This is a genomic window from Roseomonas sp. SRI_022 (assembly GCF_057586215.1).
In genome coordinates this window covers 19370-43761 of the sequence record NZ_JBYCZL010000026.1, presented here as the reverse complement: position 1 = coordinate 43761, position 24392 = coordinate 19370, and the positions used below count along the sequence as shown (strand labels likewise).

General features: G+C 69.5%; 21 protein-coding genes. 8 read left to right on the top strand and 13 right to left on the bottom strand.

Annotated features, from left to right (window positions below; genetic code table 11):
* Nucleotides 1-9: 9 nt before the first annotated feature.
* The 3 genes from AC2YHJ_RS21860 to AC2YHJ_RS21850 all read right to left on the bottom strand — a co-directional run bounded on the left by AC2YHJ_RS21860 (nt 10) and on the right by AC2YHJ_RS21850 (nt 5848).
* The gene (locus AC2YHJ_RS21860) at nt 10-1977 is read right to left on the bottom strand and encodes a PhoX family protein (RefSeq protein ID WP_487398292.1); all 1968 of its coding nucleotides are present in this window, start codon (nt 1975-1977) and stop codon (nt 10-12) included.
* Between the two features lie 116 nt (nt 1978-2093).
* Nucleotides 2094-3536, bottom strand: a complete 1443-nt coding sequence (locus tag AC2YHJ_RS21855; RefSeq protein ID WP_487398291.1) for a PhoX family protein — start codon at nt 3534-3536, stop codon at nt 2094-2096.
* Nucleotides 3533-5848 carry a molybdopterin-dependent oxidoreductase gene (locus AC2YHJ_RS21850; RefSeq protein ID WP_487398290.1) on the bottom strand — a complete coding sequence of 772 codons (2316 nt, stop codon included), beginning with the start codon at nt 5846-5848 and terminating at the stop codon, nt 3533-3535. Before AC2YHJ_RS21850 ends, AC2YHJ_RS21855 begins: the two co-directional genes overlap by 4 nt.
* Nucleotides 5849-5968: 120 nt before the next feature.
* Here AC2YHJ_RS21850 and AC2YHJ_RS21845 point away from each other — a divergent pair, with 120 nt between their 5' ends.
* Nucleotides 5969-7372, top strand: a complete 1404-nt coding sequence (locus AC2YHJ_RS21845) for an aspartate aminotransferase family protein (protein ID WP_487398289.1) — start codon at nt 5969-5971, stop codon at nt 7370-7372.
* A 248-nt stretch (nt 7373-7620) separates the two neighbouring features.
* Nucleotides 7621-8838: an O-antigen ligase family protein gene (locus AC2YHJ_RS21840; protein ID WP_487398288.1), complete on the top strand. Its 1218-nt coding sequence runs from the start codon at nt 7621-7623 to the stop codon at nt 8836-8838.
* Between the two features lie 2 nt (nt 8839-8840).
* On the opposite strand, the gene AC2YHJ_RS21835 is transcribed toward AC2YHJ_RS21840, so the two are convergent.
* Complete coding sequence (locus tag AC2YHJ_RS21835; protein WP_487398327.1) at nt 8841-9878, bottom strand: polyprenyl synthetase family protein; 1038 nt, start codon at nt 9876-9878, stop codon at nt 8841-8843.
* Nucleotides 9879-9999: 121 nt separating this feature from the next.
* On the opposite strand from AC2YHJ_RS21835, the gene AC2YHJ_RS21830 reads away from it, so the two are divergent.
* Nucleotides 10000-10212: a putative signal transducing protein gene (locus AC2YHJ_RS21830; RefSeq protein WP_487398287.1), complete on the top strand. Its 213-nt coding sequence runs from the start codon at nt 10000-10002 to the stop codon at nt 10210-10212.
* Complete coding sequence (locus tag AC2YHJ_RS21825; protein ID WP_487398286.1) at nt 10209-10940, top strand: tRNA1(Val) (adenine(37)-N6)-methyltransferase; 732 nt, start codon at nt 10209-10211, stop codon at nt 10938-10940. The genes AC2YHJ_RS21830 and AC2YHJ_RS21825 overlap by 4 nt, the downstream gene beginning before the upstream one ends.
* 3 nt (nt 10941-10943) lie before the next feature.
* On the opposite strand, the gene AC2YHJ_RS21820 is transcribed toward AC2YHJ_RS21825, so the two are convergent.
* The 5 genes from AC2YHJ_RS21820 to AC2YHJ_RS21800 all read right to left on the bottom strand — a co-directional run bounded on the left by AC2YHJ_RS21820 (nt 10944) and on the right by AC2YHJ_RS21800 (nt 16305).
* Nucleotides 10944-11231, bottom strand: a complete 288-nt coding sequence (locus AC2YHJ_RS21820; protein ID WP_487398285.1) for a hypothetical protein — start codon at nt 11229-11231, stop codon at nt 10944-10946.
* A gap of 99 nt (nt 11232-11330) precedes the next feature.
* Complete coding sequence (locus AC2YHJ_RS21815) at nt 11331-12005, bottom strand: SCO family protein (protein ID WP_487398284.1); 675 nt, start codon at nt 12003-12005, stop codon at nt 11331-11333.
* A 77-nt stretch (nt 12006-12082) separates the two neighbouring features.
* On the bottom strand, nt 12083-13135 hold the full coding sequence (locus tag AC2YHJ_RS21810) for a ribonucleotide-diphosphate reductase subunit beta (protein WP_487398283.1): 1053 nt from the start codon (nt 13133-13135) through the stop codon (nt 12083-12085).
* 117 nt (nt 13136-13252) lie between these two features.
* Nucleotides 13253-14218 carry a Bug family tripartite tricarboxylate transporter substrate binding protein gene (locus AC2YHJ_RS21805; protein ID WP_487398282.1) on the bottom strand — a complete coding sequence of 322 codons (966 nt, stop codon included), beginning with the start codon at nt 14216-14218 and terminating at the stop codon, nt 13253-13255.
* A 197-nt stretch (nt 14219-14415) separates the two neighbouring features.
* Complete coding sequence (locus AC2YHJ_RS21800; protein ID WP_487398281.1) at nt 14416-16305, bottom strand: ribonucleoside-diphosphate reductase subunit alpha; 1890 nt, start codon at nt 16303-16305, stop codon at nt 14416-14418.
* Nucleotides 16306-16591: 286 nt separating this feature from the next.
* Here AC2YHJ_RS21800 and AC2YHJ_RS21795 point away from each other — a divergent pair, with 286 nt between their 5' ends.
* The gene (locus AC2YHJ_RS21795; protein ID WP_487398280.1) at nt 16592-17437 is read left to right on the top strand and encodes a universal stress protein; all 846 of its coding nucleotides are present in this window, start codon (nt 16592-16594) and stop codon (nt 17435-17437) included.
* A 26-nt stretch (nt 17438-17463) separates the two neighbouring features.
* Here AC2YHJ_RS21795 and AC2YHJ_RS21790 read toward each other — a convergent pair whose 3' ends face one another.
* Together AC2YHJ_RS21790 and AC2YHJ_RS21785 are read right to left on the bottom strand one after the other, a co-directional pair.
* A complete protein-coding gene (locus tag AC2YHJ_RS21790; protein ID WP_487398279.1) occupies nt 17464-18444 on the bottom strand; it encodes a Bug family tripartite tricarboxylate transporter substrate binding protein in 981 nt (326 codons plus the stop codon).
* Nucleotides 18441-18833: a hypothetical protein gene (locus AC2YHJ_RS21785; protein WP_487398278.1), complete on the bottom strand. Its 393-nt coding sequence runs from the start codon at nt 18831-18833 to the stop codon at nt 18441-18443. The genes AC2YHJ_RS21790 and AC2YHJ_RS21785 overlap by 4 nt, the downstream gene beginning before the upstream one ends.
* A 119-nt stretch (nt 18834-18952) precedes the next feature.
* On the opposite strand from AC2YHJ_RS21785, the gene AC2YHJ_RS21780 reads away from it, so the two are divergent.
* Nucleotides 18953-19858: a LysR family transcriptional regulator gene (locus tag AC2YHJ_RS21780; protein WP_487398277.1), complete on the top strand. Its 906-nt coding sequence runs from the start codon at nt 18953-18955 to the stop codon at nt 19856-19858.
* Here AC2YHJ_RS21780 and AC2YHJ_RS21775 read toward each other — a convergent pair.
* Complete coding sequence (locus AC2YHJ_RS21775; protein ID WP_487398276.1) at nt 19844-21481, bottom strand: FAD-dependent oxidoreductase; 1638 nt, start codon at nt 21479-21481, stop codon at nt 19844-19846. The two genes, AC2YHJ_RS21780 and AC2YHJ_RS21775, sit on opposite strands and share 15 nt — an antisense overlap.
* A 143-nt stretch (nt 21482-21624) precedes the next feature.
* Between AC2YHJ_RS21775 and AC2YHJ_RS21770 the strand changes: the two genes are divergently transcribed.
* Nucleotides 21625-22137: a VOC family protein gene (locus AC2YHJ_RS21770; protein WP_487398275.1), complete on the top strand. Its 513-nt coding sequence runs from the start codon at nt 21625-21627 to the stop codon at nt 22135-22137.
* A gap of 86 nt (nt 22138-22223) precedes the next feature.
* Entirely contained in the window at nt 22224-22508 is a 285-nt protein-coding gene (locus tag AC2YHJ_RS21765; RefSeq protein ID WP_487398274.1) for a hypothetical protein, read from the top strand.
* A 17-nt stretch (nt 22509-22525) separates the two neighbouring features.
* Here the strand turns inward: AC2YHJ_RS21765 and AC2YHJ_RS21760 are convergent, their stop codons facing one another.
* Entirely contained in the window at nt 22526-24355 is a 1830-nt protein-coding gene (locus AC2YHJ_RS21760; protein ID WP_487398273.1) for an ABC-F family ATP-binding cassette domain-containing protein, read from the bottom strand.
* Nucleotides 24356-24392: the final 37 nt, after the last annotated feature.

The window sequence follows — 24392 nt, the reverse complement described above, 5'->3', positions numbered from 1 at the left end:
TGCCGGGGATCAATCCCCGATCACCCCGCCATCCTTCTTCACGATGGCGATCACCGATGGCCGCGGCGGCGTGCCCGGCGTGAAATCCGGCCAGCGCGTCGAGGGCTGCTCGAAGGTCGAGCCGGGATCCTCGCCCGGATGCTGGATGGCGAGGAAGATCGTGCGGTCGTCGGGCGTGATGCGCGGCCCGCACACTTCGGCCCCGGTCGGCGCCTGGTAGAACAACCGCGTCAGCGCCCGCCCATACCCCGCCGTGTCGGCGCCGTAGAGCCCATCGGCCACCCCCGCATTCGTCGGCGCCCCATCGGTCGAGATCCAGATGCGGCCCTTGCTGTCGAAGGCGCAGTTGTCGGGGCAGGACAGCCAGCCCTGATCCGACGTCGCGCGATGGTATTGCGCGCCGGCATCCACGCCCGGCTTGCCGGCGGCGATGAAGATGCCCCAGCGCGCTTCCGTCGCGGCGTGATCCACGCTCCCCGTGCCGGCGCCTGGCGGGATGATCTCGACGACATGGCCGTGCACGTTGCGCGCGCGCGGATTGGCCCCGCCAGCCTGCTCGGCGGTGCGCCGGCTATTGTTCGTCAGCATGACATAGACGCGGCCATTGACCGGGTTGGTCTCGACATCCTCGGGCCGGTCCATCGGCGTGGCGCCGAGCAGCGTGGCGGCGCGGCGCGTCTCCAGCAGGACATCGGCCTGGTTCGCGAAACCGTTGGCCGATGTCAGCGGCCCCTGGCCATGCACCAGCGGCAGCCAGATCACCTTGCCATCTGTCTCGAACTTCGCGACGTGCAGCGTGCCGTCGTCGAGCAGGTCGCGGTTGGCCGCGCGGTCATTCGGGTTCCACGGCCGCGCCGTGACGAACTTGTAGAGGAACTCGAAGCGCTCATCGTCGCCGGAATAGAAGGCGACGCGCCCGTCGGCGCTGACCGCATGCGTCGCACCCTCATGCTTGAAGCGTCCGAGCGCGGTGCGCTTCACCGGCACGCTGTCGGGGTCATAGGGATCGAATTCCACCACCCAGCCGAAGCGGAAGGATTCGTTCGGCTCCTTCTCGATGTTGAAGCGGTCCTGGTGGCTCCACCAATTGTAGAGCGTCTCGGCGCCGATGCCGTAGCGGCGCATGATCGTGGCGTGCGGCGTCTTCGCGGGATCGCCGCCGAAATAGTAGTTGAAGTTCTCCTCACCGGTCAGGACCGTGCCCCAGGGCGTGTTGCCACCAGCGCAGTTGTTGATGGTACCCAGCGCGCGCATGCCAGCGGGATCCGCCGAAGTCTTCATCCGATCCGCCCCCGCCGCGGGGCCGGCGATGCGCATCGGCGTATCGGCGGTGATGCGGCGGTTCGCCCGCCCATCGGCGACGGTGGCCCAGCGTCCGCCCTCGCGCTTCACCTCGATGACCGACAGGCCATGGGCCATCATCTCGGCGCGCACCTGCGCCGCGGTCGTGCGCGATCGCGCCTGCCGGCCGGACCCCAGGCCAGGGAAGATGAGGTTGGTGTTGGTGTACTCGTGGTTGACCACGAGCAGCCCGTGATCCGACGTGCTGCTGCCCCGGGGCAGCGGAAAGTAGTCGAGGTAGTCGCAATTGTAGCCGAACTGCCGTGCCTGCCCCGCCTCGGTCACCTGGTTCGGGTCGAAGGGCAGCGCCCCGGGCAGCACCGGATCGCCCCAGCGGATGACGACCTGCGCCTCATAGCCTTCCGCCACCGCGTGATCCTGCGAAAGCTGATGGCGCAGCTCAGGGAAGGTCAGGGTCGAGGGGCCGCCGCTGCGGGGCGGCACCGCCTGCGCCACCGCTGCCTCCGGCTGCGCCGCCAGCATGGCGGCGGCCGCGCCGGCACCCAGCAGCGTGCGGCGGGCGTAGCGCGCCGCGATGATCTCGCCAATCGGCTGGCGCGGATCGGGATTCGACCGCCCGAGGTCATCCGGGTCGTCGATCCCGGCGGCCTCATCGGTCGGTTGGCGGTGGGGCATGGTGTCCGTTCTCCCTGGCCAGGCTTTGACGGGCACCCAGGCAGTCTCGGCAGAATGGCTGCGGACTGCGCCCGGGCCAATCGGCCTGCTGATGAAGAGTCTAGGACAGCCGTGCGTCAGCGCGCGAGCGTCACGACCATGCTGCGCGGCGGTTCATCCGGTTGCAGGGTGGGCCAGCGCGTCGCCGGCGCGGCCCAGCTTGCGCCGGGCGCGGCGCCAGGATGCGCGATGGCGGCGATCAACGTGCCATCGGCCGCCACCGCCGCACCCGAAGCCGCGGCGCCGACCGGCGTGGCGAGCAGCAGCGTCGGCTGCCCGCGCGCGGCACCGGCCAGAGGCACGCGGTACAGCGCCTCGGGCAGGGCGCCGGGGCGCGCGCCGCGATCGGTGCCGACCAGCAGCGCGCCGTCCCGGTCGAATCCGAGCGAAGCCGGCGCCCAGGGCCAGGCCGGCACAGCAGCCGGCGCCTCACCACGGCGCGCAGGCTGCACCGGCGCTTCCCGGCCTTGCAGCACGACCTCGGCGATCCCGGTCTCAGACGCCACGTCGCCCGCGGCCGGACGGATGTCGAGCACCAGCCCCGCCCCGCCGCGCAGCGCGACGCAGAGCCGCCGCTGCTGCGGATCGAAGGCGACGGCGCAGGCCTGGTCGAGCGGGCTCGCCCCGGCGTTGCGCGCGGCAGCCAGCGGATCGCCCTCGGCGAGCGGCAGCCAGCGCAGCGATCCGCCCTCGATCCGCGCCGCCGCCATGCGGCCGGCATCGAGTGCGCGAACTCCCGCCGCGTCATCCGACAGGAAGCGGTAGAGGAAGCCGCCCGGCCGGCCATCGACCATCCAAACCACGGCCCGCCCGTCGGCGGAGAGCCCGGCCGCCGCATCCACCGCCCCGAAACGCCCCGGCGCGGCGCGCTTGACCGGCACGGAGGACGGGTCGGACGGATCGAGTTCCACCAGTATGCCGGTGGTCCCGGAATCGATGCCGGGCAGCCTTCCACGCCAGGCGGCAGCACCGCCCTCGGCGAGCAGCACGCTGCCCCAGGGTGTCGCACAGCCGCCGGTGACGCCGACTATGCCGGTGGCCGCGCCGCCATCAGCACCGAGCCGGCACAGCGTCGTCGCCGTCAGGCGCCGATTCTGGAAGCCGCCATCGATGACGGCCCAGGTGCCGCCGCGATGGGCGATGTTGAGCAGGCTCGCGCCCTGCATTGCGCCCGCCACATCGGGCAGGTCTCGCCCGCCGGGGAAGGCCATGGCGGCATCGACCGTCGGATGTGCCACCGCCAGCACGGCGCGCGGGACACCGTCCCCGGCCGTCTGTGCCGGAATCACCGCCAGGATGCGCGCATCCCAGCCAAACTGCGCGGCGGCACCCGCGGCGGTCGGGCGCACGGGGTCCCAGGACGGCGCGTCGAAGGTGACGCGGTCGCCCCACCGGATCAGCGCGCCGCGCCGCAGGCCATCGGCCACGAAATCGTCCTGCCGGATGGTCAGCGACTGCGCGCGCAGCGCCGGGGCAGCGAGCGCCAGCGGCGCGGCGAGCAGGGCGCGGCGGGCGATCATGCCGCGGCCTCCTCGATGGCCGGCGGCAGATGAACGCGCACCGGGGGCAGCGCTTCGGTCCACTTGTCCACCTGCACCAGGCAGGATTGCGCCGACGGTCCCTGGCCGAGGCGGGAGGTGCCGATGTCCGCCGTCAGCACATTCGGATTGCCATGCACGCAAAGGCTGCCGGGCACACCCGGTTCCAGCGGGTCGAACCAGGCGCCGGTGGCCATCATCGCCACGCCGCGCATCAGCCCAGCATCGGTGCGCAGCCCGCCAAGGCAAGCGCCGCGATCGTTGAACACCCGCACGATGTCGCCGGGCGCGAGGCCGCGCTCGGCGGCGTCATCCGGGTTCAGCGTGATGGGCTCGCGGCCCTGGATCTTGTCCGCCGCCGCGACACGGCCCGGGTCGAGTTGCCCGTGCAGCCGCGTCGCCGGCTGGTAGGACAGCAGATGTAGCGGGAAGCGCTTCGCCTGATTGGCGCCAAGCCATTCCCGGGGTTCGATCCACAGCGGATGACCCGGCGCGTCGTCGTAGCCGAAGGAAGCGATGGTCTCGCTGAACAACTCCACCTTGCCGGTCGCGGTGTCGAGCGGATGTTCCTCCGGATCGGCGCGGAACGCAGCAAACTGGGTGTATTCCTGGCCGCGCCTGGGCGGCTCGGCCTCCCACCAGCCCTTGGCCCAGAAGCTGTCGAAGTCCGGCGTGTCGAAGCCGGTGCGCGCGCAGTTCTGGCGCCACTGCTCGAACAGGTGGCGCAGCCAGGCTTCCTCGTTGCGCTGTTCGGTGAAGCGGTCGCGGAAGCCGAGTTCCTCGGCGATGTCGGCGAGCATGTCGTGGTCGTTGCGGGCCTGCCCGACGGGGTCGATCGCCCTGTGCATGGCACGGACGAAGCGGTCGCGACCGGACGACGCGATGTCGTTGCGTTCCAGCGTGGTGGTCGCGGGCAGGATGATGTCGGCGTGGCGCGCGGCGGCGGTCCAGTGCTGTTCCTGGATGATGATGGTGTCGGCCTGCGCCCAGGCGCGCAGCATGCGGTTCAAATCCTGGTGGTGATGGAAGGGGTTCCCGCCGGCCCACCAGATGATGCGCGTGTCGGGGTAGCGCCGTTCGCGACCGTTGAAGCCGTAGGCGCCACCCGGATTCTCCAGCATGTCGGTGATGCGCGCGACGGGGATGAACTGTCCCGTCGGGTTGCGCGTGGCCGGCATGGAGAAGGACGGGACCTCGTGCCGCGGCTCGCCCATGCCGTTGACGCTGCCGTAGCCATAGGCGACGCCCTCGCCCAGCTTGCCGATCTTGCCGAGCATCGCGGCCAACGCGGCGAGCATCCAATAGGGCTGTTCGCCGTAGTCCGCGCGCTGCAGCGACCAGGTCGCGGTCAGCATCGCCGGCTGATCGGCGAGTTCCATCGCGATGCGACGAATCGTCGCAGCCGGGATCGTCGTGATCGGTTCGGCCCATTCCGGCGTTTTCACCACGCGGTCGCTTTCGCCCATCACGTAGGCGCGCAATTTCTCCCAGCCGACGCAGCGCGTGGCGAGGTAATCGCGATCCTCCCGCCCCGCCGTCACGATCGTGTGCGCCATCGCCAGCAGCAGCGCCGTGTCGGTGCCCGGCCGGATCGGGATCCATTCCGCGCTGCACCAGTCCGGCACATCGGCGCGGTTGGGCGAGACCTGGATGAAGCGCAGGCCGGCTTCCGCTGCCCTACGCAGGTTGATCTCGTTGGAGTGCACACCCGCGCTGCCGGACGTGACGAGGCCGTTGCGCAGCGGCAGGCCGCCGAGGCACAGCATCACCTTCGAATGGCGTGTGATCGCCGCCCAATCCGTGGTGCGGCCGAGCAGCACCTCATTGGTGCCGAGGATATGCGGCAGCAGCGCCTGCGCCGCCGCGTAGGAATAGGCGTTGACCTGCCCGGTATAGCCGCCGCCAAGGCCGAGGAAGCGCTGCAACTGGCTGCGCGCATGGTGGAAGCGCCCGGCCGAGGACCAGCCATAGGACCCGCCGAAGATGCTGGTCGGGCCGTGTTCGGCGCGCACGCGGCGCGTCTCCTCCGCCACCAGCCGCACCGCGCGGTCCCAGGAGACGGGGATGAAGGGATCGCCGCCGCGCAGCGCACCGCGCCGCCTCCCTTCCAGCCAGCCCTTGCGGATGTGGGGCCGGTCCACGCGGCAGGCGGCGTGGACGATGTCGGGCACGCTTTGGATCAGGCTGCCGGGAAAGGGGTCGCGGGCGAAGGGGCGCACGCCGACCACCCGGCCATCCTGCACCACGGCGTCATAGGTGCCCCAATGGGCGGCGTGCGGCTTGATCTCGGTCATGGGGGCTCCTTCGCGCGGAAAGGTGGCGCGGGCATGGCTGCACCGCAACCGCAGCCCCTTGGGCCGGGCGACGTCCGGGCCTAAGGTGCGGCCCTCTTTCGCCCGGAGAAGGCCCCGCCCATGACCCCGCCGCGCAATTCCAATGCCGCTCGTGACATCGCGAACGTGCTGCACCCCTACACCGACGCCAAGGCGCATCTGCAGAACGGCCCGCTGGTCATCACGCGCGGCAAGGGCGTGAAGATCTACGACGAGCAAGGCAAGGAATATATCGAGGCGCTGGCCGGGCTGTGGTGCGCCAGCCTCGGCTTCGACAATGAGCGCCTGGTGAAGGCCGCGACCGACCAGATGCGGAAGCTGCCCTTCTACCATTCCTTCACGGCGAAGTCGCACGAGCCGATGATCGACCTGGCCGAGATGCTGATCGAGCGCGCACCCGTGCCGATGAGCAAGGCCTTCTTCGGCAATTCCGGCTCCGAGGCCAATGACTCGGCGCTGAAGATGATCTGGTACATGAACAACGCGCTCGGCCGCCCGAAGAAGAAGAAGGTCTTCGCCCGGCTGAAGGCGTATCACGGCATCACCTTGGCCGCCGCGTCGCTGACCGGCCTGCCGGCCAACCACAAGCTGTTCGACGCCCCGATCGCCGGCGGCCGCTTCGTCCATGTCCGCACGCCGCACCACTACCACGAGGCCAAGCCGGGCGAGACCGAGGAGGCGTTCGCGACGCGCCTCGCCGAGGAACTGGAAGCCCGCATCATCGAGGAAGGTGGTGCCGAGGAATGCGCCGCCTTCTGGGCGGAGCCGGTGATGGGTGCCGGCGGCGTGATCGTCCCGCCCAAGACCTATTTCGAGAAGATCCAGGCCGTGCTGAAGAAGTACGACATGCTCTTCGTCGTGGACGAGGTGATCTGCGGCTTCGGGCGCACCGGCAACTACTGGGGCGCGCAGACCTTCAACATCCAGCCGGACATCCTGGTCTGCGCCAAGGCGCTGTCCTCCTCCTACCTGCCGATCTCGGCGGTGCTGGTGAACGAGACGGTGTTCCAGGGCATCGCCGAGGGTTCCTCCGCCGTCGGCACCTGGGGTCACGGCTTCACCTATTCGGGCCATCCGGTCGCCGCCGCCGTCGCGATCGAGACACTGAAGATCTACGACGAGACCAACCTGGTCGCGCATGCGGCCGAAGTCGGCGCGCATATGCAGGCCGAACTGCGCAAGCGCTTCACTGACCATCCGCTGGTCGGCGAAGTGCGCGGCGTCGGCCTGATCGGCGCGATCGAGCTGTCGTCCGACAAGGCCGCGAAGAAGCCGATCGACCCGGCGAAGAAGGCCGGTGCGCGGCTGTGCAAGCTGGGCGAGGAGAACGGCGTGATCCTGCGCGCCATGATCAACGACAGCATGGGCTTCTCCCCGCCGCTCGTGATCACCAAGCAGGAGGTGAACGAGATGCTGGACCGCGTCGGCAAGTCGCTCGACGCGCTGGCGGTGGAACTGCGGCGCGAGAGCATCGCGGCGGTCTGACGAGTGCGCTGGAGGGGCCCTGCCCCTCCAGGCCTCCCCGCCAAATGCCAGCGGGATTTGGAATGCCGGTACTTGGCGCCCGGCACGATAAGCGCTCTGCACCGCCGCGCGGTGCGCCGCGCCCGATACCAATAGACGGCATTCCAAAGTGCACTGCACTTTGGTGGGGTGGTTTGGAGGGGCAAAGCCCCTCCAATTCCCTGGCCAATCCCCGTCCCGATAGGGCAAAGCCCTTCCAACGGCCGCACATGACCATCACCTCCCCCGCCCTGCCGATCGCCGTCGCGCTCGCCATCGCGCCGCTCGCCGCGGTCCTGCAATCCAAGACCATGGCCCCGATCGCGCTGGTCGCGCTGGCGCTTTCGGTGATCGCCGCCTGGCGGCGCGACCGCGCCCCGTCACTGCCGGCCGGAGCGGCGGTCGCCGCGGCGCTGGCGCTCGGCCTATGGGGCGCGGCCAGTGCCGGCTGGGCGATCGAGCCCAGCCGGGCGCTGACCACCGGCCTGTCCCTGTCCGGCATGGTGCTGCTCGCGGGCGGCGCTGCGCAGGCAGTCGAGGACTGCGACGCCGCCGCGCGCAACCGGCTGGTGCCGCTGCTCGCCATCGGCCTCGCGATCGGCCTCGCGGCGGCGGCCATCGACACGCTGAGCGGCAATGCGATCCGTGCTGGCGTCCGCGGATTGAAGGAAATACCGGCCACGCTCGCCTTCGGCCTGAAGCCGGCCGGATCGGTGATGGCGCTGCTGCTGCCGCTTGCCGTCGCGCTGCCCTGGCCGGCGCTGCCGCGCATCGGCTTCCTGGTCCTGGGTGCCGCTGTGCTGATCCTGCTGCCGGGCGATACCGCGAAGATCGCCGCCGTGGTCGGGCTGCTGGCGGCTGGTGCTGCGCATCTCGCGCCGCGCGCAGTGCCACGGTTGGTCGGCGCAGCGCTCGGGGTGAAGATCCTCGCAATGCCATTGTTGGTCGCGCTGGTGCCGGCGCTGCCGCTGGAACGCCTGCCGCAATCCGCGCTGCACCGGATGATGATCTGGGACTTCACGGCGGAACGCATCGCCGAGCGGCCGCTGCTCGGCTGGGGCATGGAAGCCAGCCGGGAAATCCCCGGCGGCCGCGGCCAGCCCGCCGCCGCCGCGCTGGATCGGATGCGCATCACCGATCCCGGCATGCGGCGCTGGTTCGCCGAGCCTCATGTGCAGATCCTGCCGTTGCATCCGCATAACGGTGCGCTGCAACTCTGGCTCGAGTTGGGTGGGATCGGTGCTGCGATCGCAGCACTTCTCGCCTGGTTCCTCGGTGTCGCCGCGGCGCGCGCGCCGTCACCGGCGGCGGCGACCGGGGTGCTCGCCTCTGCGGCGGTGACGGCGATGCTGTCCTTCGGTGCCTGGCAGGCCTGGTGGGTGGCGGCGATGCTACTCGCGGCGGCAGCCTGTGCCGCGCTTCCGCGACGCGAAGCGTCGACCGCCTGACGTCAGCGCGCGCGCTCGACGCAGAAGATCACCACATCCGCCAGCGCCTGCTTCTCGGCTGAGTCAGGGAAGCCGGCCAGCGCCGCGATCGCCTGGTCGCCATAGAGCCGGGCACGTTCGACCGTGTCCGCCAGCGCGCCGTGGCGGCGCATCAGCGCCAGCGCCTCACCCAGGTCGCTCTCGGTCTGCTCGCGGTCTTCGAGCGTGCGGCGCCAGAAGCCGCGTTCGTCCTCGCTGCCGCGCGCGAAGGCGAGCAGCACGGGCAAGGTGATCTTGCCCTCGCGGAAATCGTCGCCGACGGTCTTGCCGAGCGCCTGCTGGTCGGCGCTGTAGTCGAGCGCATCATCCACCAGCTGGAACGCCACGCCGAGCGCCATGCCGAAGTCGCGCAGCGCGGCCTGGCGCGCCGCAGGCTGGTCCGCGACGACGGCGCCGACTTCGGTGGCTGCGGCGAACAACGCGGCGGTCTTGCCCTCGATGACCTTGAGATACTGCGCCTCGGTCGTCGTGGTGTCGTTCTGCGTCATCAGCTGCAGCACCTCGCCTTCGGCGATGGTGGCGGATGCAGCGGAGAGGATGCGCAGCACTTCGAGCGAACCGTCCTCGACCATCACCTCGAAGGCGCGGGAGAACAGGAAGTCGCCGACCAGAACGGAGGCCTTGTTGCCAAACAACGCATTGGCGGAAGCCTGGCCGCGGCGCAGTGCGCTTTCATCGACGACGTCGTCATGCAGAAGCGTGGCGGTATGGATGAACTCGACGCAGGCGGCGAGGCCGACATGGCGCTGGCCGCGATACCCGCACATGCGCGCGGCGGACAGCGTCAGCAGCGGGCGCAGCCGCTTGCCGCCGGCCGCGACGATATGCGCGGCGAGTTGCGGGATCAGCGCGACGTCGCTCTGCATCCGATCCACGATCAGGCGGTTGCAGGCTTCAAGGTCGTCGCGCACCAGGGTGATCAGCGCGCTCAGCGCGTCCTCGCCCTTGCGCGCGGCAGCAGCATCCTGCCGCACCGGACCGGTCTCCCGGTCCCGCGCCATTCCGGCTTCGAGCGGCTTGGCCGAGGCGCTCACCCTTGCACTTCTCCTGTCGTGGCGCGCACCATAGTCACGCACCGCCCGGGCGGCAAGCAGCGGAAAAACCAGGGGAAATGCACTTGCGATGCGCGTCGTCGCCACCACCACGGACCCGGTCCGGCTGTCCTTCCTCCGGGCATTGCTGACCGATGCGGGCATCGCGTCCATCGTGCTCGATGCCCATATCAGCGCCATCGAGGGCGGCATCGGCGCCTTTCCTCGCCGCCTCGCCGTCGTGACCGAGGATGAGGCGCGCGCGCGCGCCGTGCTGCGGGAGGCCGGCGAGGCCCCCGCGTGACCGACACGACCGAGGATACGCTGCTGGATGGCCGGGTGCGGCTGCGCCAGCCGGTGCGGGGGTTCCGCGCCGGGCTGGATGCCGTGCTGCTCGCGGCCTTCGTGCCGGCATGCGCGGGTGACGCGGTGATGGAGGCCGGCTGCGGCAGCGGCGCTGCCTTTCTGTGCTTGGCCGCGCGGGTGCCGGGGCTACGTGTTGCGGCGGTGGAACGTGAAGCGGCAATGGTCGTGCTGGCGCGGGGCAACGCAGCCGCCAACGGCGTCGATGCAACGGTGACCGAGGGCGATGTCGCCGATGTCGCGCTCGCGCGGCGGCTCGGGTCCTGCGACCACGCCCTCGCCAATCCGCCCTATTGGCCCGGCGGCACGCCACCGCCCGGGGCCGTCCGTCGCGCGGCGACGCATGAATCGGGTGCCGGGCTGCCCGGCTGGGTCGCCTTCCTCGCGGCGGCGCTGCGCAATCGCGGCACGATCAGCCTGGTGCTGCCGGCGGCCCGCTTCGACGCCGGCATCGCGGCGCTGCATGGCGCCGGATGCGGGTCCGTCACGCTTCTGCCGGTCGTGCCGCGTGCGGGTGAGGCAGCGAAGCGCGTGCTGATCCGTGCGCGCAAGTCGGGCCGCGCGCCGGCACGGCTGCTGCCGCCCCTCGTGCTGCACCAACCCGATGGTGCCTTCACCGCGGCCGCCGAGGATGTGTTGCGGAATGCCGCCGCGCTGGCGGCGGATTAGACCTTACTGGTCCTTTACCTCGGGGTGACGCAGCAGCCACAGCCGCTCATGCGCCGCCACCAGGCTTTCGAGGTTCTTGCGCCGGTTCGAATCCGGCGACGCCGGGCGGCGCGTCAGCATCGTCTCGAGGATGCGCAGGAGTTCCTCCGCCACCTCGAAGTCGCCCTGGTCGCAGGCATGGTGAAAGGCGATCAGGATCTTGTCGGACAGTCGACGGGTGTGGCGCGGCGCCAATGCGCCACCCCGGCCGCCCTCGGCGCTGTTCGCACCGTCGTGATCATCGAACGACATGATGCCCCTCCGCCGGCGTACGCGTCTGAATCTTGACGAGACACTGCATTCCGGCAGCGCCAACATACCGCCGAAGGCGGCTTTGCGGAACCCTTTGCATCAAAAGGCGCGAAGTTGTGCATTCACCGCAGCGGCGATCGCCTCTGGCGTGCTTTCTGGGCGGAACAGACTACGCACGCGACTGTCGGGTCCAACGAAATAGATGAATGATGAGTGATCCATGAGATATGCGGTTGTGTCGCGCGGCTGCACCTTCGCGTAATAGACGCGATAGGCGCGCGCCACCTGCGCCACCTGTTCCGCACTGCCGGTCAGCCCAACCATGCGTGGATGGAAGCGGGAAACGTAGTCGGCCATCGCGGCGGGCGTGTCGCGCTCCGGATCGACGGAAATGAAGACCGGCGTCACGCGTTCCCCGGCCGGACCCATGGCATCGAGTGCCGCGGCGATGGTGCCGAGTTCGGTCGGGCAGACATCGGGGCAGTAGGTAAAGCCGAAATAGATGAGCATCCCCCGGCCCGCGAAGTCGCGTTCGGTCACCGTCTTGCCGGTCTGGTCCACCAAGGTGAAGGGCCCGCCGAGGGACACGCCCTGAGCAAGCTGCACGCCGCCAGCGGATGGTGCCGGCATATCGGCGCCGGTCAGCCCGGCCAACTGGCGGAGGAAGGCATCGGCGATCGATTCCCCCGGCGTGCGCATGAACCACGCGGTGGCCCAGACGCCGCCGAGCAACACGACGAGAAGAACGGAAGCGAGACGAATGGCGCGGAGCATGATGCGGCGCAGTTAGTCCGCATGACGCGGGGCACGCAAGGGCACCCCGCATCCCGCGACGCGAATGTGCGCGCCCCTCAGTGGCGCACGCCCTCGATCTCCCCCTGCGGCTGCGGGGAGGAGAAGACGGAATCGGCGAAGGCTTCTTCCCAGGTGCCAGCGGTGCTGGCCTTGGAATATTCCGTCGCACGGTTCTCGAAGAAGTTGGTGTGTTCGACCGCGTTCAGCATCTCATCGAGCCAGGGCAGCGGGTTCTTCTCGATGTTGTAGAGCGGCTCGAGGCCGAGCTGCTGCAACCGGCGATCCGCAATGAAGCGGATGTATTCCTTGGTCTGCTTCGCATCGAGGCCCTGCACGCCGCCGAGTTCGAAGGCGAGGTCGATGAAGGCGTCCTCATGCTCCACGATCGTCGCGCAGATCAGGGTGATGTCGCGCTGCAGTTCCTTCGTCCAGATCTCCGGGTTTTCCTGCACGAAGGTACGGAACAGGCGGATGACGGACAGGCAGTGCAGCGTCTCGTCGCGCACCGACCACGTCACGATCTGCCCCATGCCCTTCATCTTGTTGAAGCGCGGGAAGTTCATGAGGATCGCGAAGGATGCGAAGAGCTGCAGGCCTTCCGTGAACGCGCCGAAGGCGGCGAGCGTCTTGGCGATCTCGGTCTTCGATTCGACCGAGAAGGTCTGCATGTAGTCGTACTTGTCCTTCATCTCCTTGTATTTGAGGAAGGCGGTGTACTCGATCTCGGGCATGCCGATGGTGTCGAGCAGGTGGCTGTAGGCTGCGACGTGGATGGTCTCGATGTTGCTGAAGGCGGACAGCATCATGAGCACTTCCGTCGGCTTGAACACCTGGGAGTAGTGCTTCATGTAGCAGTTGTTTACCTCGACATCCGCCTGGGTGAAGAAGCGGAAGATCTGGGTGAGCAGGTTGCGCTCGCCCTCCGTCAGGGTCTTCTGCCAATCCTTGACGTCATCGGCCATCGGCACTTCTTCGGGCAGCCAGTGCACGCGCTGCTGCATCAGCCAGGCGTCATAGGCCCAGGGATAGCGGAACGGCTTGTAGACCGGGTTCCCGGTGAGCAGGTCGAACTTCACCGGAAGCTCGTCATTCGTGATCCCGTCGGCCATGATGCTGCCCCTGTCCCCTGCTGTCGCGGCGCGCCTGTTCTACCACGTGTGGTAGGCGCGGCAATCATCGGTACACAATACCTAGTGTTCCCGGGCTTTGCCGCCGAATCGCCGCCGCTACTCGACGCGGATGCCGGCCTCGCGCGCGACCACCGCATTCTCGGCAAGTTCGCGACGGATGCGCGCATCGAAGGTTTCCGGTCCCTCAGCAAGGACGACGCCACCGGTATCGACGATACGTCGCGCGATCGTCATGTCCCGCAACAGGCCGAGCACATCATTCGCGATGCGATCGACGATCGGCCGCGGCAATCCCTTCGGTCCGATGAAGCCGTACCAGGGGCTGGTGTCGGGGATCTCGAATCCAGCCTCACCCAGCGTCGGGATCGACGGCAGCACCTCGACCCGGTTCGGGCCGCCGATCGCAAGCGGCCGCAGCCCGCCGTCGCGCGCCAGGCCTATCGCACCCGACAGCGTGCTGAAGGTCGCAGGCACGCGCCCGGCCACCACTTCCTGCAGGGCCGGGGCGCCGCCGCGGAAGGCGACATGCGTGACCTCGATTCCCGCCTTGCGACGGAACATCTCCAGCGCGAAATGCCCCGACGACCCGTTGCCCGAGGATGCGAAGGCCATGCCCGGGTCGCGCTTCGCTGCCTCCACCAGTTCCGCCGCCGTGCGGTAGGGCGAGTTCCGACCGACGAACAGCACCGTCGGCGAGGCATAGATGTTCACGATCGGCGTGAAGTCGTTGAGCGTGTCATAGGGCAGCCGCGCATAGACCGCAGCATTCGACGCATGCGTGCTGGCCGCGAGGAAGATCGTGTAGCCATCGGCCGGGGACCGCGCGACCGCCTCGCTGGCGATGACCTGGCTGGCGCCGGCACGATTCTCGATGACGATGGCCTGACCCCAGAGACGGCCAAGCGGATCCTGCAGCAGGCGGCCACCGAAATCGGTCGGACCGCCGGCGGGATAGCCGATGACGAGGCGGACGGGCTTGTCAGGCCAACTGCCCTGGGCGCGCGCGGCACCCGCGATGGGCATGGCCGCCGCCGCGAGCGCGAGGCTGCGCCGTGTGATCATGGTTCTTCCTCCCGTGGTCGTTGGGGGAAGGCTAGCGGGGGTTGGGGCGGGGCGTCGATGGGGAGGGCCTTGCCCTCCCCAAACCCCGCCCACCAAAGGCCTAAGGGCCCTTGGAAACCTCGACTTGGCGCCGCCGGGCGGGCGTCCCGCGTCGTCGTCCCATGGGCCTGGGGGCGAAGGCCTCTCCGGTCACGCCTTCACTGGCAGGCGAGGCATTCCTCGTAATTGTTCGAACTACCCACCGGTGCCGCCGCGGCCATCGGCAGCCGCACTTCCTTCTCCGTCGGCACATGCGCCGCCATGATGTCGCCCTGCCCGACCACCTTCTCGCTGATCGTGTCGGCGCGCTGGATCGACAGCGACCGGCAGTAGTACAGCGACTTCATGCCCTTCTTCCACGCGCTCATGTGGATCTGGTGCAGGTCGCGCTTGTGCACATTGGCCGGCAGGAACAGGTTCACCGACTGCGACTGGCAGATGAAGGGCGTGCGGTCGGCCGCATGCTCGATCACCCAACGCTGGTCGAGTTCGAAGGCGGTCTTGAAGACGGCCTTCTCCTGCTCCGTCAGGAAGTCGAGGTGCTGGACCGAGCCCTTTGTGACGGTGATCGTCGTCCAGGTGTCCTCATCGTCGCGGCCGTGCTTCGCCAGCACCTTCTGCAGGTACGGGTTGCGCACGATGAAGGACCCGGACAGCGTCTTGTGATTGTAAACGTTGGCCGCGATCGGCTCGATCCCGGGGGATGCGCCGCCGCAGATGATGCTGATGGATGCCGTCGGCGCGATCGCGATCTTGTTCGAGAAGCGTTCCATGAAGCCGTATTCGGCGGCGTCGGGGCACGGCCCGCGCTCCTCCGCCAGCAGGCGCGACGCCGCGTCCGCCTGTTCGCGGACGTGCTTGAACATCTTCTTGTTCCACACCTTCGCGACGACGGACTCGAAGGGCACGTTCATCTTCTGCAGGAAGGAGTGGAAGCCCATCACGCCGAGGCCAACGGAACGTTCCCGCATGGCGCTGTACTTCGCCCGCGCCATCGAATCGGGCGCGGTGTCGATGAAGGACTGCAGTACGTTGTCGAGGAAGCGCATGACATCCGTGATGAACAGCGGATCGTCCTTCCACTCGAACCAGGTCTCGCAATTCAGCGAGGACAGGCAGCACACCGCGGTGCGCTGTTCGCCATGCTGGTCGATGCCGGTCGGCAGCGTGATCTCGGAGCAGAGATTCGAGGTCTTCACCTCGAGCCCGGCGAGCTTGTGGTGTTCCGGCTGCGCGCGGTGCACGTGGTCGGAATAGATGATGTAGGGCTCGCCGGTCTCGATCCGCGCCGTCAGGATGCGGATCCAGAGCGACCGCGCCGAGACCTTGCGCATCACCGCCTGGTCCTTGGGCGAGAGCAGCGCCCATTCCTCGTCATTCTCGACCGCGCGCATGAAGGCATCGGACAGCAGAACGCCGTGATGCAGGTTCAGTGCCTTGCGGTTCGGGTCGCCGCCGGTCGGGCGGCGCATCTCGAGGAATTCCTCGATCTCCGGGTGGTGCACCGGCAGGTAGCAGGCCGCCGAACCGCGGCGCAGCGAGCCCTGCGAGATCGCGAGCGTCAGGCTGTCCATCACCCGGATGAAGGGGATGACGCCCGAGGTCTTGCCGTTCTTGCCGACCTTCTCGCCGATGCCGCGCAGATTGCCCCAATAGGAGCCGATGCCGCCCCCCTTGGCGGCGAGCCAGACATTCTCGTTCCACAGCCCGACGATGCCATCGAGACTGTCGGACGCCTCGTTCAGGAAGCAGGAGATCGGCAGCCCGCGCGTCGTACCCCCGTTCGACAGCACCGGCGTCGCCGGCATGAACCACAGCCGGCTGATGTAGTCGTAGATGCGCTGCGCATGGGCGGCGTCGTCGCCATAGGCCGAGGCCACCCGCGCGAAGAGGTCCTGGTAGGATTCCCCAGGCAGCAGGTAGCGGTCATCAAGCGTGGCCTTGCCGAAATCGGTCAGCAGCGCATCGCGCGACGGATCGGTGCGGACCTGGCCATGGCCCTCAAGCTGAACTGCGTCGAACACGGTAGACCCCCCAACCAAACTCATCCCCTGGGCATGTATCCTGCCGTTCATCTGCCCAGGCACACAAGATGTAGTCTTGCCACAGTCACAGGACCACCACATGGGGTGGCCAACAGACCCCTTGCCAAGAGTCGCCGCTTTGTCACAGCCGGAAACACGTTCCCGTTTCGTTCATGATTCCGCGCTGCGATGCCTTTGGCAAGCCAGGACTTTTCCACAGGCGCGAACCGGCCCACTCTGCCGCCGCAGCCACGGAACCGCGCGCCGGACCCGCCTCCTACAGGCGCGCCAACCGGCAGGGGAGAATGCGATGCCGCTCAAGGATATCCTCATCCACCTCGACGCCACCCCCCAATCGGCCGGTCGGCTCGACCTCGCCATCGATCTCGCCCGGCGGCACGATGCGCATCTGACCGCACTTCACATCGTCGATATCGGCATGCCGATGATCGCCATGGCGGATGGTGGCGGCGGGGCGGCGCTGGCCGGGCTGATCGACCAGATGCGCGACACCGCCCTGGCCGACGCCGGCCGCATCGAGGCCGACTACCGCGAGCGCATCCGTCGCGAGTCGCTGCCCGGCGAATGGCGTCAGGCCGAGGGCATGGTGGGTGAGCTCGTCACGCTCCATGCGCGCTATGCCGACCTCGTCATCGTCGGCCAGGACGATCCGGACGGGCCCACCACCGGCGCGGCGGGGCTGGCGGGCGACATCCTGTTCGGCGCCGGGCGACCGGTGCTGGTGGTCCCCTATGCCGGCCGCTTCGCCAGCACCGGCCGGCGCGTCCTGGTCGGCTGGAATGCGAGCCGGGAGGCCGCGCGTGCGGTCAACGACGCGCTGCCGCTGATCGCCCGGGCGGATGCGGCCTGCGTGCTCGCCGCCAATCCCCGCCGCGGCATCGACGGCCATGGCGAGGAGCCGGGGGCGGATATTGCCCTGCACCTCGCCCGCCACGGTGCGAAGGTTTCGGTCGAGCACCGCCTCGCACCCGATGTGCCGGATGCCGACCTGCTGCTGAACCACGCGATGGACATGTCGGCGGACCTGATCGTGATCGGCGCCTATGGCCATTCGCGGCTGCGCGAATTCGTCCTGGGCGGGGTGACGCGAACCATCCTGAAGCAGATGACGGTGCCGGTGCTGATGTCACATTGAGAGGGACGGCTCTCCCCCCTCCCCGCTCATCCGCTGAGGCCCAGCCGCGCACCTTCTTCCGTCCACACCCGCGCCTCGCGCGCCATCCGCGCGGCGAAGTCCTGCGGCGTGCCGCCCAGCCCGTCGAGCGCGAGCTCGGCGAACAGCCTGCGCGTCTCCTCCTGCGCCAAGGCGGCGTTCACCGCAGCGTTCAACCGCTCGATCACCGCCGCTGGTGTGCGACGGGGCGCGAACAGGCCGAACCATTGTTCCAGCCCGAAATCGTCGAGGCCGACGGCTTCGGCGACCGTTGGGACATCGGGAATCGCTGGTGAGCGCTGCCGCGAGGTGACGGCCAGCAGCCGGAGCCGTCCGTCCCGCGCGTGCGGCAGCACCGGCGTGGAGCCGATGATGCCGAGCGGCACCTGCCCCCCGACCAGGTCATTCACCGCATTCCCGCCACCACGATAGGCAACCGGCGTAAGGCGGATCCCGGCGCGATCGGCGAAGAGCGCGCCCGCCAGGTGCTGCGTCCCGCCGAGGCCGGCGACGACATAGGGAATCTCCTCACTGGTCCGCCGCGCGAGCGCAACCAGTTCGGCCAGCGACGCAACGCCGAGCGAGGGATGCGCCGCGATGACGATCGGCTGGGCGACGAGCAGCGAGACGGGTTCGAAATCCCGCGCCACGTCATACGGCAGGTTCGGCCGCAGCAGGGTCTGGAACACCGCGGAATCGGCCGCGACGGCCAGGGTGTGGCCGTCCGGCGCGGCGCGCGCGGCGGCCTCCATGCCGATCGCGCCATTCGCGCCGGCGCGGTTCTCCATCACCAGCGGCTGCCCGATGCGCTCGCCCATCTGCGGCGCCAGGGCGCGCACGGAGACGTCCGAGGTGCCACCCGGCGCATAGGGCACGATCACCCGCACCGGGCGCGTGGGCCAGGAGGACTGCGCCGCTGCCGGCCGGAACGCGGCGGCCCCGGCGGCGGCGAGGAGAAGGCTGCGGCGCCCTGCAGAGGCGACGCTCACGCTGCGAAGCTCGAACGAAGCTGAGCACCCCAGCGCCCATTCAGCTTCGCGATGACCCAAATCGAGCGGAAAGTGCCGAGCGGCGACCCATCGGCGCGATAGCGGGTGAACTGCACGTCGAGATGCACCTTGTCGTCGGAAGCGGCGATCGGGCGGCGGAAATCCCAGGCGCTGTGGTGCCAACCGTCCCCGGCACGAGCGAGGAAATCGGCGAGGTAGCTGTCCGGGCTGGTCCAGGTCTGCAGCCGGCCCTGCGACAGGCGGTAGTGTGGAAAGTGGAGCGCCGACGTCATCCCGGCCTGGTCGCTCGCGTTCAGCCCGGCCATGTGCCGGTCCATCACCGCGATCGCCTGCGCGATCGCTTCGTCATGCTGTTGGTCGCCGTTCACGTCTTCCATCCCTTCGCACCGCTATCGAGCAGGCGTGCCGGGGGCAGGATAGTCGCGGTCGGATCGTGCCGAAAAATGATGTTATGCTATATGTTGATCCATCCAACGCATGATCGTCGATGACCCTCGGCCGCCATCTCGACATGTCGCAGCTCCGCGCGGCGATCGCCGTCCAGGATGAGGGCACGGTGACCGCGGCGGCGCTGTCGCTCGGGCTCAGCCAACCGGCCGTGAGCCGTCTGGTCGCGATGCTGGAGGCCGAACTCGGCTTTGCTGTCTTCGAGCGCAATCGCAAGCGGCTGGTCGTCACTGAACGGGGCGACCGGTTTCTCGATGAGGCCCGCCGTGCCCTGGCGGCGATGACACGGCTGACCATCGCCGGACGGGAACTGGCACAGGGCCAGCGCGGGCTGCTGCGGATCGGCGCGATACCGGCGCTCGCCCACGGCGTGCTGGCCCGCGCCGCCGGCCGTCACGTCCGTCTCGCGCCCGACGTGGTGCTCGACATCCGGCAGTTGCCGCGGCACGAACAGATCGTCGGTCTGCGGGCCGGCTGGCTGGACGCCGGGCTGGCCGCCCTGCCGTTCAGCGCCAGCGGGCTTCGTGTCGAGCCGATCGGCGAGGCGGCGGCGCAGTGCTTCCTGCCGGCCGACCATGCGCTCGCCGGCCGCAATCTCATCATGCCGGCTGACCTTGCGGGCGAGACGCTGGTCCTCGGCCGCGACGAATCCCTGCTGCGCCAGCGCGTGGACGATTCACTCCGCCAGGCCGGCATCCGCAAGCGCGCGCTGGTCGTCACGGAAAGCACGCCGCTCGCGCTGTCTCTCATTGCCGCAGGCGCAGGGCTGTCGATCGGCCATGCGATGCCGGCGGCAGCCCTGCCGGCCGGTGTCGTCGCGCGACGCTTCGAGCCGCGCCTCGCCTTCACCTACGCCGTCATGACCCAGGCAGCGGAGACCCGCTCCTCCCTGGTCGACCTTCTGCGGGACACGTTGTGCGAGGCCGGGCGGTCAACCTGGTCCTGACGCGCCGCCGGCGTTCCGCCGCGCCAGCCGCATCCCCGCGATATACCCCCACGCCATGTTCGGCCCGATCGTCGTGCCGGTGCCGACATTGCGCGACCCGATCGGGCTCGCCATGGCGATGCCCGCCGCGAACAGACCGGGAATCACGCTGCCATCCGGCCGCAGCACCTCGGCATGCTCATTGGTACGGGCGCCGCCCTTGGTGCCGAGGATCGACCGGCTCAGCGGGAAGGCGAGGAACGGCGCCCGCTGGATCGGGTCCATGCCGGCGCGGCGGCGCTTGTCGCCAGCTGCCGCCGGGTCCGGCCGCGCGGGCCGGCCGAAATCCTCGTCCTTCCCCGCGACGGCGAAGGCGTTGAACCGGGCGACACTCGCTTCCAGCACCGCCGGATCGGCGCCGATCAGCGCGGCCAGGGCGGCGATGTCCGGCGCCTGCCGCGCCCAGGCAGGATCGGCCTTGGTCGCCCAGCGCACCGGCGGCACCTGGTCGAGCATCCGCGCATCCGTGATGACCCAGGCCGGGAGGTGCACCGGCTCGCCCGTCGCGGGGTCGCGGCGGTCGAGTTCCTCGCCGATATTGAAGGTCAGCTCGTTCATGAAGCGCCGGCCGATGCGGTCCACCAGCATGGCGTTCGTCTCGGTGTGGAAGGGAACCGGTTGGGCGAGCAGCCGTCCCTGGTAGTTCACGGGTATCGACGGCGCGATGGTCGCCTGATCCATATGTGCCAGCGCCGCGCCGGCGGCCTCGGCCATGCGCTGGCCGTCGCCCTCATGCGCCCCGGGACTGCCGAGGTAGTCCACCGGCCCGGGGAAGTGCCGCTTCAGCAGCGCCGCATCCCATTCGAAACCGCCCGTCGCGATGACAACGCCGGCACGGGCCGCCCACGCCTCCCGCGCACCGCCGCGCTCGACCACCGCGCCGGTCACCGCACCGGTCGCATCCTGGGTCAGTTCCACCGCGCGGGCCGACAGCACCACCTGCACGCCCGCATCGAGGCAGCCGCGCAGCAGCCCCGTCACCAGCGCCGTGCCCTTGCCGCGCGCATTGACCAGCCAGCGCCACAACAGCCTGGGCGCCAGCGACAGCGCCGTGCTGTAGGGTTTGTGGTAGATGTCGGTCGTCACCGCCTCGTGGTAGGTGAAGATCTCCGGAATGGTCGATTTGCGGATGCGGAAGGCGAAGCGCCCCGCCCGCCAGCGGCTGAGCGCCCGCGGCGACATCATCCGCCCCCGCGCCTTCGCCCCGGGCAGGGTCCGCAAGGGGTCCGGTTCCGGCGTCAGCGCGAAGCGCAGCGGGGTATGCGCCTCGACGAAGCGCAGCATCTCAGGCGCGGCATGCACGAAGGCCTGCCACAGCGGCTCCTCGGTCGCAGCCCAGCCTTCCGGGGCGGCGGCGCGGATATAGGTCAGCGCCTCCTCGGGGCTGTCCTCGATGCCGGCCTCGGCCGCCAGGTGATTGGCCGGGATCCAGGTGCCGGCCCCCGACATGGCGGTGGTGCCGCCCAGCCGGTCGGTCTTCTCCAGCACCGTGACCGACAGGCCCCGCCTCGCCGCGGTCAGCGCCGCCACCAGCCCGGCCGAGCCAGAGCCCAGCACCAGCACATCCGTTTGGTATGTCCCCATCGGGCGTTCATCCCTCCGCGCCGATGGCGCGGCAAGAGGGTCGCCGCATCATCCGTCGCGCCCATGGCGATGATCGCCCAATCCCATTGGCATTCGTGCCGATCCGGGCGCATCTGGTCGGGCAGACCAAGGAGCGTCCCCCCATGCCCGACACCCTGCCCCAGCCCGCCACCCGCACCGCGATCCACCCCGCGACGCGCATCGGCCATGTCCACCTCAAGGTCGCCAATATCGACCGGGCGCTGGCCTTCTGGCGCGACATCATCGGCCTTGAGGTCCAGCAGACCTATGGCGACCAGGCGGTGTTCCTGTCGGCCGGCGGCTACCACCACCACATCGCGCTCAACACCTGGGAGAGCAAGGACGGCGCCTGGCCGCCGCCGGGCACCACCGGGCTGTTCCACGTCGCCCTGCTGTATCCGGACCGCAAGGCACTGGCCCAGGCGCTGCAGCGGCTGCTGGAGGCCGAATGGCCGCTGGAAGGTGCGTCCGACCACGGCGTGTCCGAAGCGCTGTACCTGCGCGACCCCGACGGCAACGGCGTCGAGCTCTATCGGGACCGGGCGGAAGCGGATTGGCCGCGCGACGCCGCCGGCAGGCTCGCCATGGTGACGAAGCGGCTCGACCTCAACGCGCTGCTGGCCGAGGCGGCGTAGTTCCGCGCGATCACGGCCGCATCCCGCGACCGTGATCGCATCTCGTTGCGCCGATGTCGTAACGTCTCCTTCGGGAGGACGTGCCGATGAACGCGATGCTCCTGGCGCTCGGCGCAGCTTGTCTTGTCGTCGCACACGACGCCCCCGCCGCGGGACAGACCGAATCCGCGGCGCGGCGCGAATGCATGCAGGCGATCCGCGAACAGGGCATACGGGGCTTCGCCCTGTCATACCCGCGCTTCACCCGGACCAATGATGGCATGTCGCTGACCGGCCAGATGGTCCAGGGCCCGGCGCGGCTGGACTTCACCTGTGCCATCGACCGGCGGGCCAAGGTTACCGACCTCGCCGTGACGCGCCCGACGCAGTAGGACCCGCCACGCAGCGGTCAGAGCGCCTGTTGCGCGTCCTCGCGCAGCATCTCGAGTTCGAGCCACCGCTCCTCGGCGCCGGCGAGCGCGGCATGGGCCGCCGCCAGGGCTTCCGTCGCCTTGGTGAAGCCCGTGGGGTCGCGGGCATAGAAGGCGCTGTCGGCCACCTTCGCCTCCAATGCGGCGATCTCGGCCGACAGGGCTTCCATCCGGGCCGGCAGAGTCTTGAGCTCGTGCTGCTCCTTCGCGTTCATGCGCACGCGCTGGCGTGCCGGCGGCGCCGCGCGCAGGGCCGGGTCGGCCTTCGGCGCCACGGCCTCGGCCCTGGCCGCGTCGGCGGCCCGCGCCCGCACGCCATGGCCACGCTGCGCCACCATGTCGGAATAGCCGCCGGCGTAATCCTGCCAGCGCCCCTCCCCTTCCCAGGCGATCACGCTGGTCACGGTGCGGTCGAGGAAGTCACGGTCGTGGCTGACCAGGATCACCGTGCCAGCGTAATCCGCGACGAGTTCCTGGAGCAGGTCCAACGTCTCGAGGTCGAGGTCGTTGGTCGGTTCGTCCAGCACCAGCAGGTTGGACGGCTTGGCGAAGGCGCGCGCGAGCATCAGCCGTCCGCGCTCGCCGCCCGACAGCGCCGAGAGCGGCGTGCGCGCCTGTTCCGGCGTGAACAGGAAGTCCTTCATGTAGCCGATGACGTGGCGCGGCTGGCCGTTCACATGCACCTGGTCGCCACGGCCTTCGGTCAGTGCCTCGGCCAGTGTGATCGACGGATCGAGGCTGGCGCGGCGCTGGTCGAGGCCGACCATCTCGATGCCGGTGCCGAGCCGCACCTCGCCGCTGTCGGGTGCCAGCACGCCGGTCAGCATGTTGAGCAGCGTCGTCTTGCCCGCGCCATTCGGTCCGACGATGCCGACGCGATCGCCCCGGATGATGCGCGTGGTGACGTCACGCACGATGGCGCGCTCGCCATAGGATTTCGAGATGGCATCCGCGGCGACGACGAGGTTGCCGGAACCCGCGGCTTCGGCAGCAGCCATGGTGACGCGGCCCTGCGCACCGACGCGCTCGCGGCGCTTCGCGCGCAGCGCGTGCAGGTTCTCCAGACGCCGGACATTGCGCTTGCGCCGGGCGGTGACGCCGTAGCGCAGCCAGTGCTCCTCCCGCACGATCTTGCGGGCGAGCTTGTGGGCGTCGCGCTCCTCCTCCTCCAGCACTTGGTCGCGCCATTCCTCGAAATGCGCGAAGCCGCGTTCGAGGCGGCGCGTGGTGCCGCGATCCAGCCAGACCATGGCCCGCGACAGGCGTTCGAGAAAGCGCCGATCGTGGCTGATCAGCACCAGCGCGGAGTCGAGCGAGGCGAGTTCGGATTCCAGCCACTCGATCGCCGGCAGGTCGAGATGGTTGGTCGGCTCATCCAGCAGCAGGATGTCCGGCGACGGCGCCAGCGCACGAGCAAGGGCGGCGCGCCGGGTTTCCCCGCCCGACAGCGCGGCCGGTGCCTCCGCGCCGGTCATGCCGAGTTGTTCGAGCAGGTAGCGCGCCCGATGCGGATCATCCGCGGGACCGAGCCCGGCCTGGACATAGGCCATGACGTCGGGAAAGGCGGAGAGATCGGGTTCCTGTTCCAGGTAGCGCATGGTGGCACCCGGCTGGACGAAGCGGGTGCCGCCTTCGGCCTCGATGATGCCGGCCGCGACCTTCAGCAGGGTGGACTTGCCCGACCCGTTCCGCCCGACGAGCGCCAGGCGTTCGCCCGGCGCCACGGACAGCCCGGCGCCATCGAGCAGCCGCGTGCTGCCGAAGCCATGCCGGATATCGGTGAGGAGCAGAAGCGGAGGCGGAGCCATGTCAAAGTCCTGGCGGGGTCCGGGGTGACACTGTCAC

What these genes read in the sequence shown, in the direction of transcription:
- AC2YHJ_RS21775 (WP_487398276.1), bottom strand. Translation starts at nt 21,481, where the DNA reads ATGGGGACATACCAAACGGATGTGCTGGTGCTGGGCTCTGGCTCGGCC.
- AC2YHJ_RS21845 (WP_487398289.1), top strand. Translation starts at nt 5,969, where the DNA reads ATGACCCCGCCGCGCAATTCCAATGCCGCTCGTGACATCGCGAACGTG.
- AC2YHJ_RS21820 (WP_487398285.1), bottom strand. Translation starts at nt 11,231, where the DNA reads ATGTCGTTCGATGATCACGACGGTGCGAACAGCGCCGAGGGCGGCCGG.
- AC2YHJ_RS21815 (WP_487398284.1), bottom strand. Translation starts at nt 12,005, where the DNA reads ATGCTCCGCGCCATTCGTCTCGCTTCCGTTCTTCTCGTCGTGTTGCTC.
- AC2YHJ_RS21760 (WP_487398273.1), bottom strand. Translation starts at nt 24,355, where the DNA reads ATGGCTCCGCCTCCGCTTCTGCTCCTCACCGATATCCGGCATGGCTTC.
- AC2YHJ_RS21855 (WP_487398291.1), bottom strand. Translation starts at nt 3,536, where the DNA reads ATGATCGCCCGCCGCGCCCTGCTCGCCGCGCCGCTGGCGCTCGCTGCC.
- AC2YHJ_RS21800 (WP_487398281.1), bottom strand. Translation starts at nt 16,305, where the DNA reads ATGAGTTTGGTTGGGGGGTCTACCGTGTTCGACGCAGTTCAGCTTGAG.
- AC2YHJ_RS21780 (WP_487398277.1), top strand. Translation starts at nt 18,953, where the DNA reads ATGACCCTCGGCCGCCATCTCGACATGTCGCAGCTCCGCGCGGCGATC.
- AC2YHJ_RS21830 (WP_487398287.1), top strand. Translation starts at nt 10,000, where the DNA reads ATGCGCGTCGTCGCCACCACCACGGACCCGGTCCGGCTGTCCTTCCTC.
- AC2YHJ_RS21860 (WP_487398292.1), bottom strand. Translation starts at nt 1,977, where the DNA reads ATGCCCCACCGCCAACCGACCGATGAGGCCGCCGGGATCGACGACCCG.
- AC2YHJ_RS21810 (WP_487398283.1), bottom strand. Translation starts at nt 13,135, where the DNA reads ATGGCCGACGGGATCACGAATGACGAGCTTCCGGTGAAGTTCGACCTG.
- AC2YHJ_RS21835 (WP_487398327.1), bottom strand. Translation starts at nt 9,878, where the DNA reads ATGGCGCGGGACCGGGAGACCGGTCCGGTGCGGCAGGATGCTGCTGCC.
- AC2YHJ_RS21840 (WP_487398288.1), top strand. Translation starts at nt 7,621, where the DNA reads ATGACCATCACCTCCCCCGCCCTGCCGATCGCCGTCGCGCTCGCCATC.
- AC2YHJ_RS21850 (WP_487398290.1), bottom strand. Translation starts at nt 5,848, where the DNA reads ATGACCGAGATCAAGCCGCACGCCGCCCATTGGGGCACCTATGACGCC.
- AC2YHJ_RS21765 (WP_487398274.1), top strand. Translation starts at nt 22,224, where the DNA reads ATGAACGCGATGCTCCTGGCGCTCGGCGCAGCTTGTCTTGTCGTCGCA.
- AC2YHJ_RS21795 (WP_487398280.1), top strand. Translation starts at nt 16,592, where the DNA reads ATGCCGCTCAAGGATATCCTCATCCACCTCGACGCCACCCCCCAATCG.
- AC2YHJ_RS21770 (WP_487398275.1), top strand. Translation starts at nt 21,625, where the DNA reads ATGCCCGACACCCTGCCCCAGCCCGCCACCCGCACCGCGATCCACCCC.
- AC2YHJ_RS21805 (WP_487398282.1), bottom strand. Translation starts at nt 14,218, where the DNA reads ATGATCACACGGCGCAGCCTCGCGCTCGCGGCGGCGGCCATGCCCATC.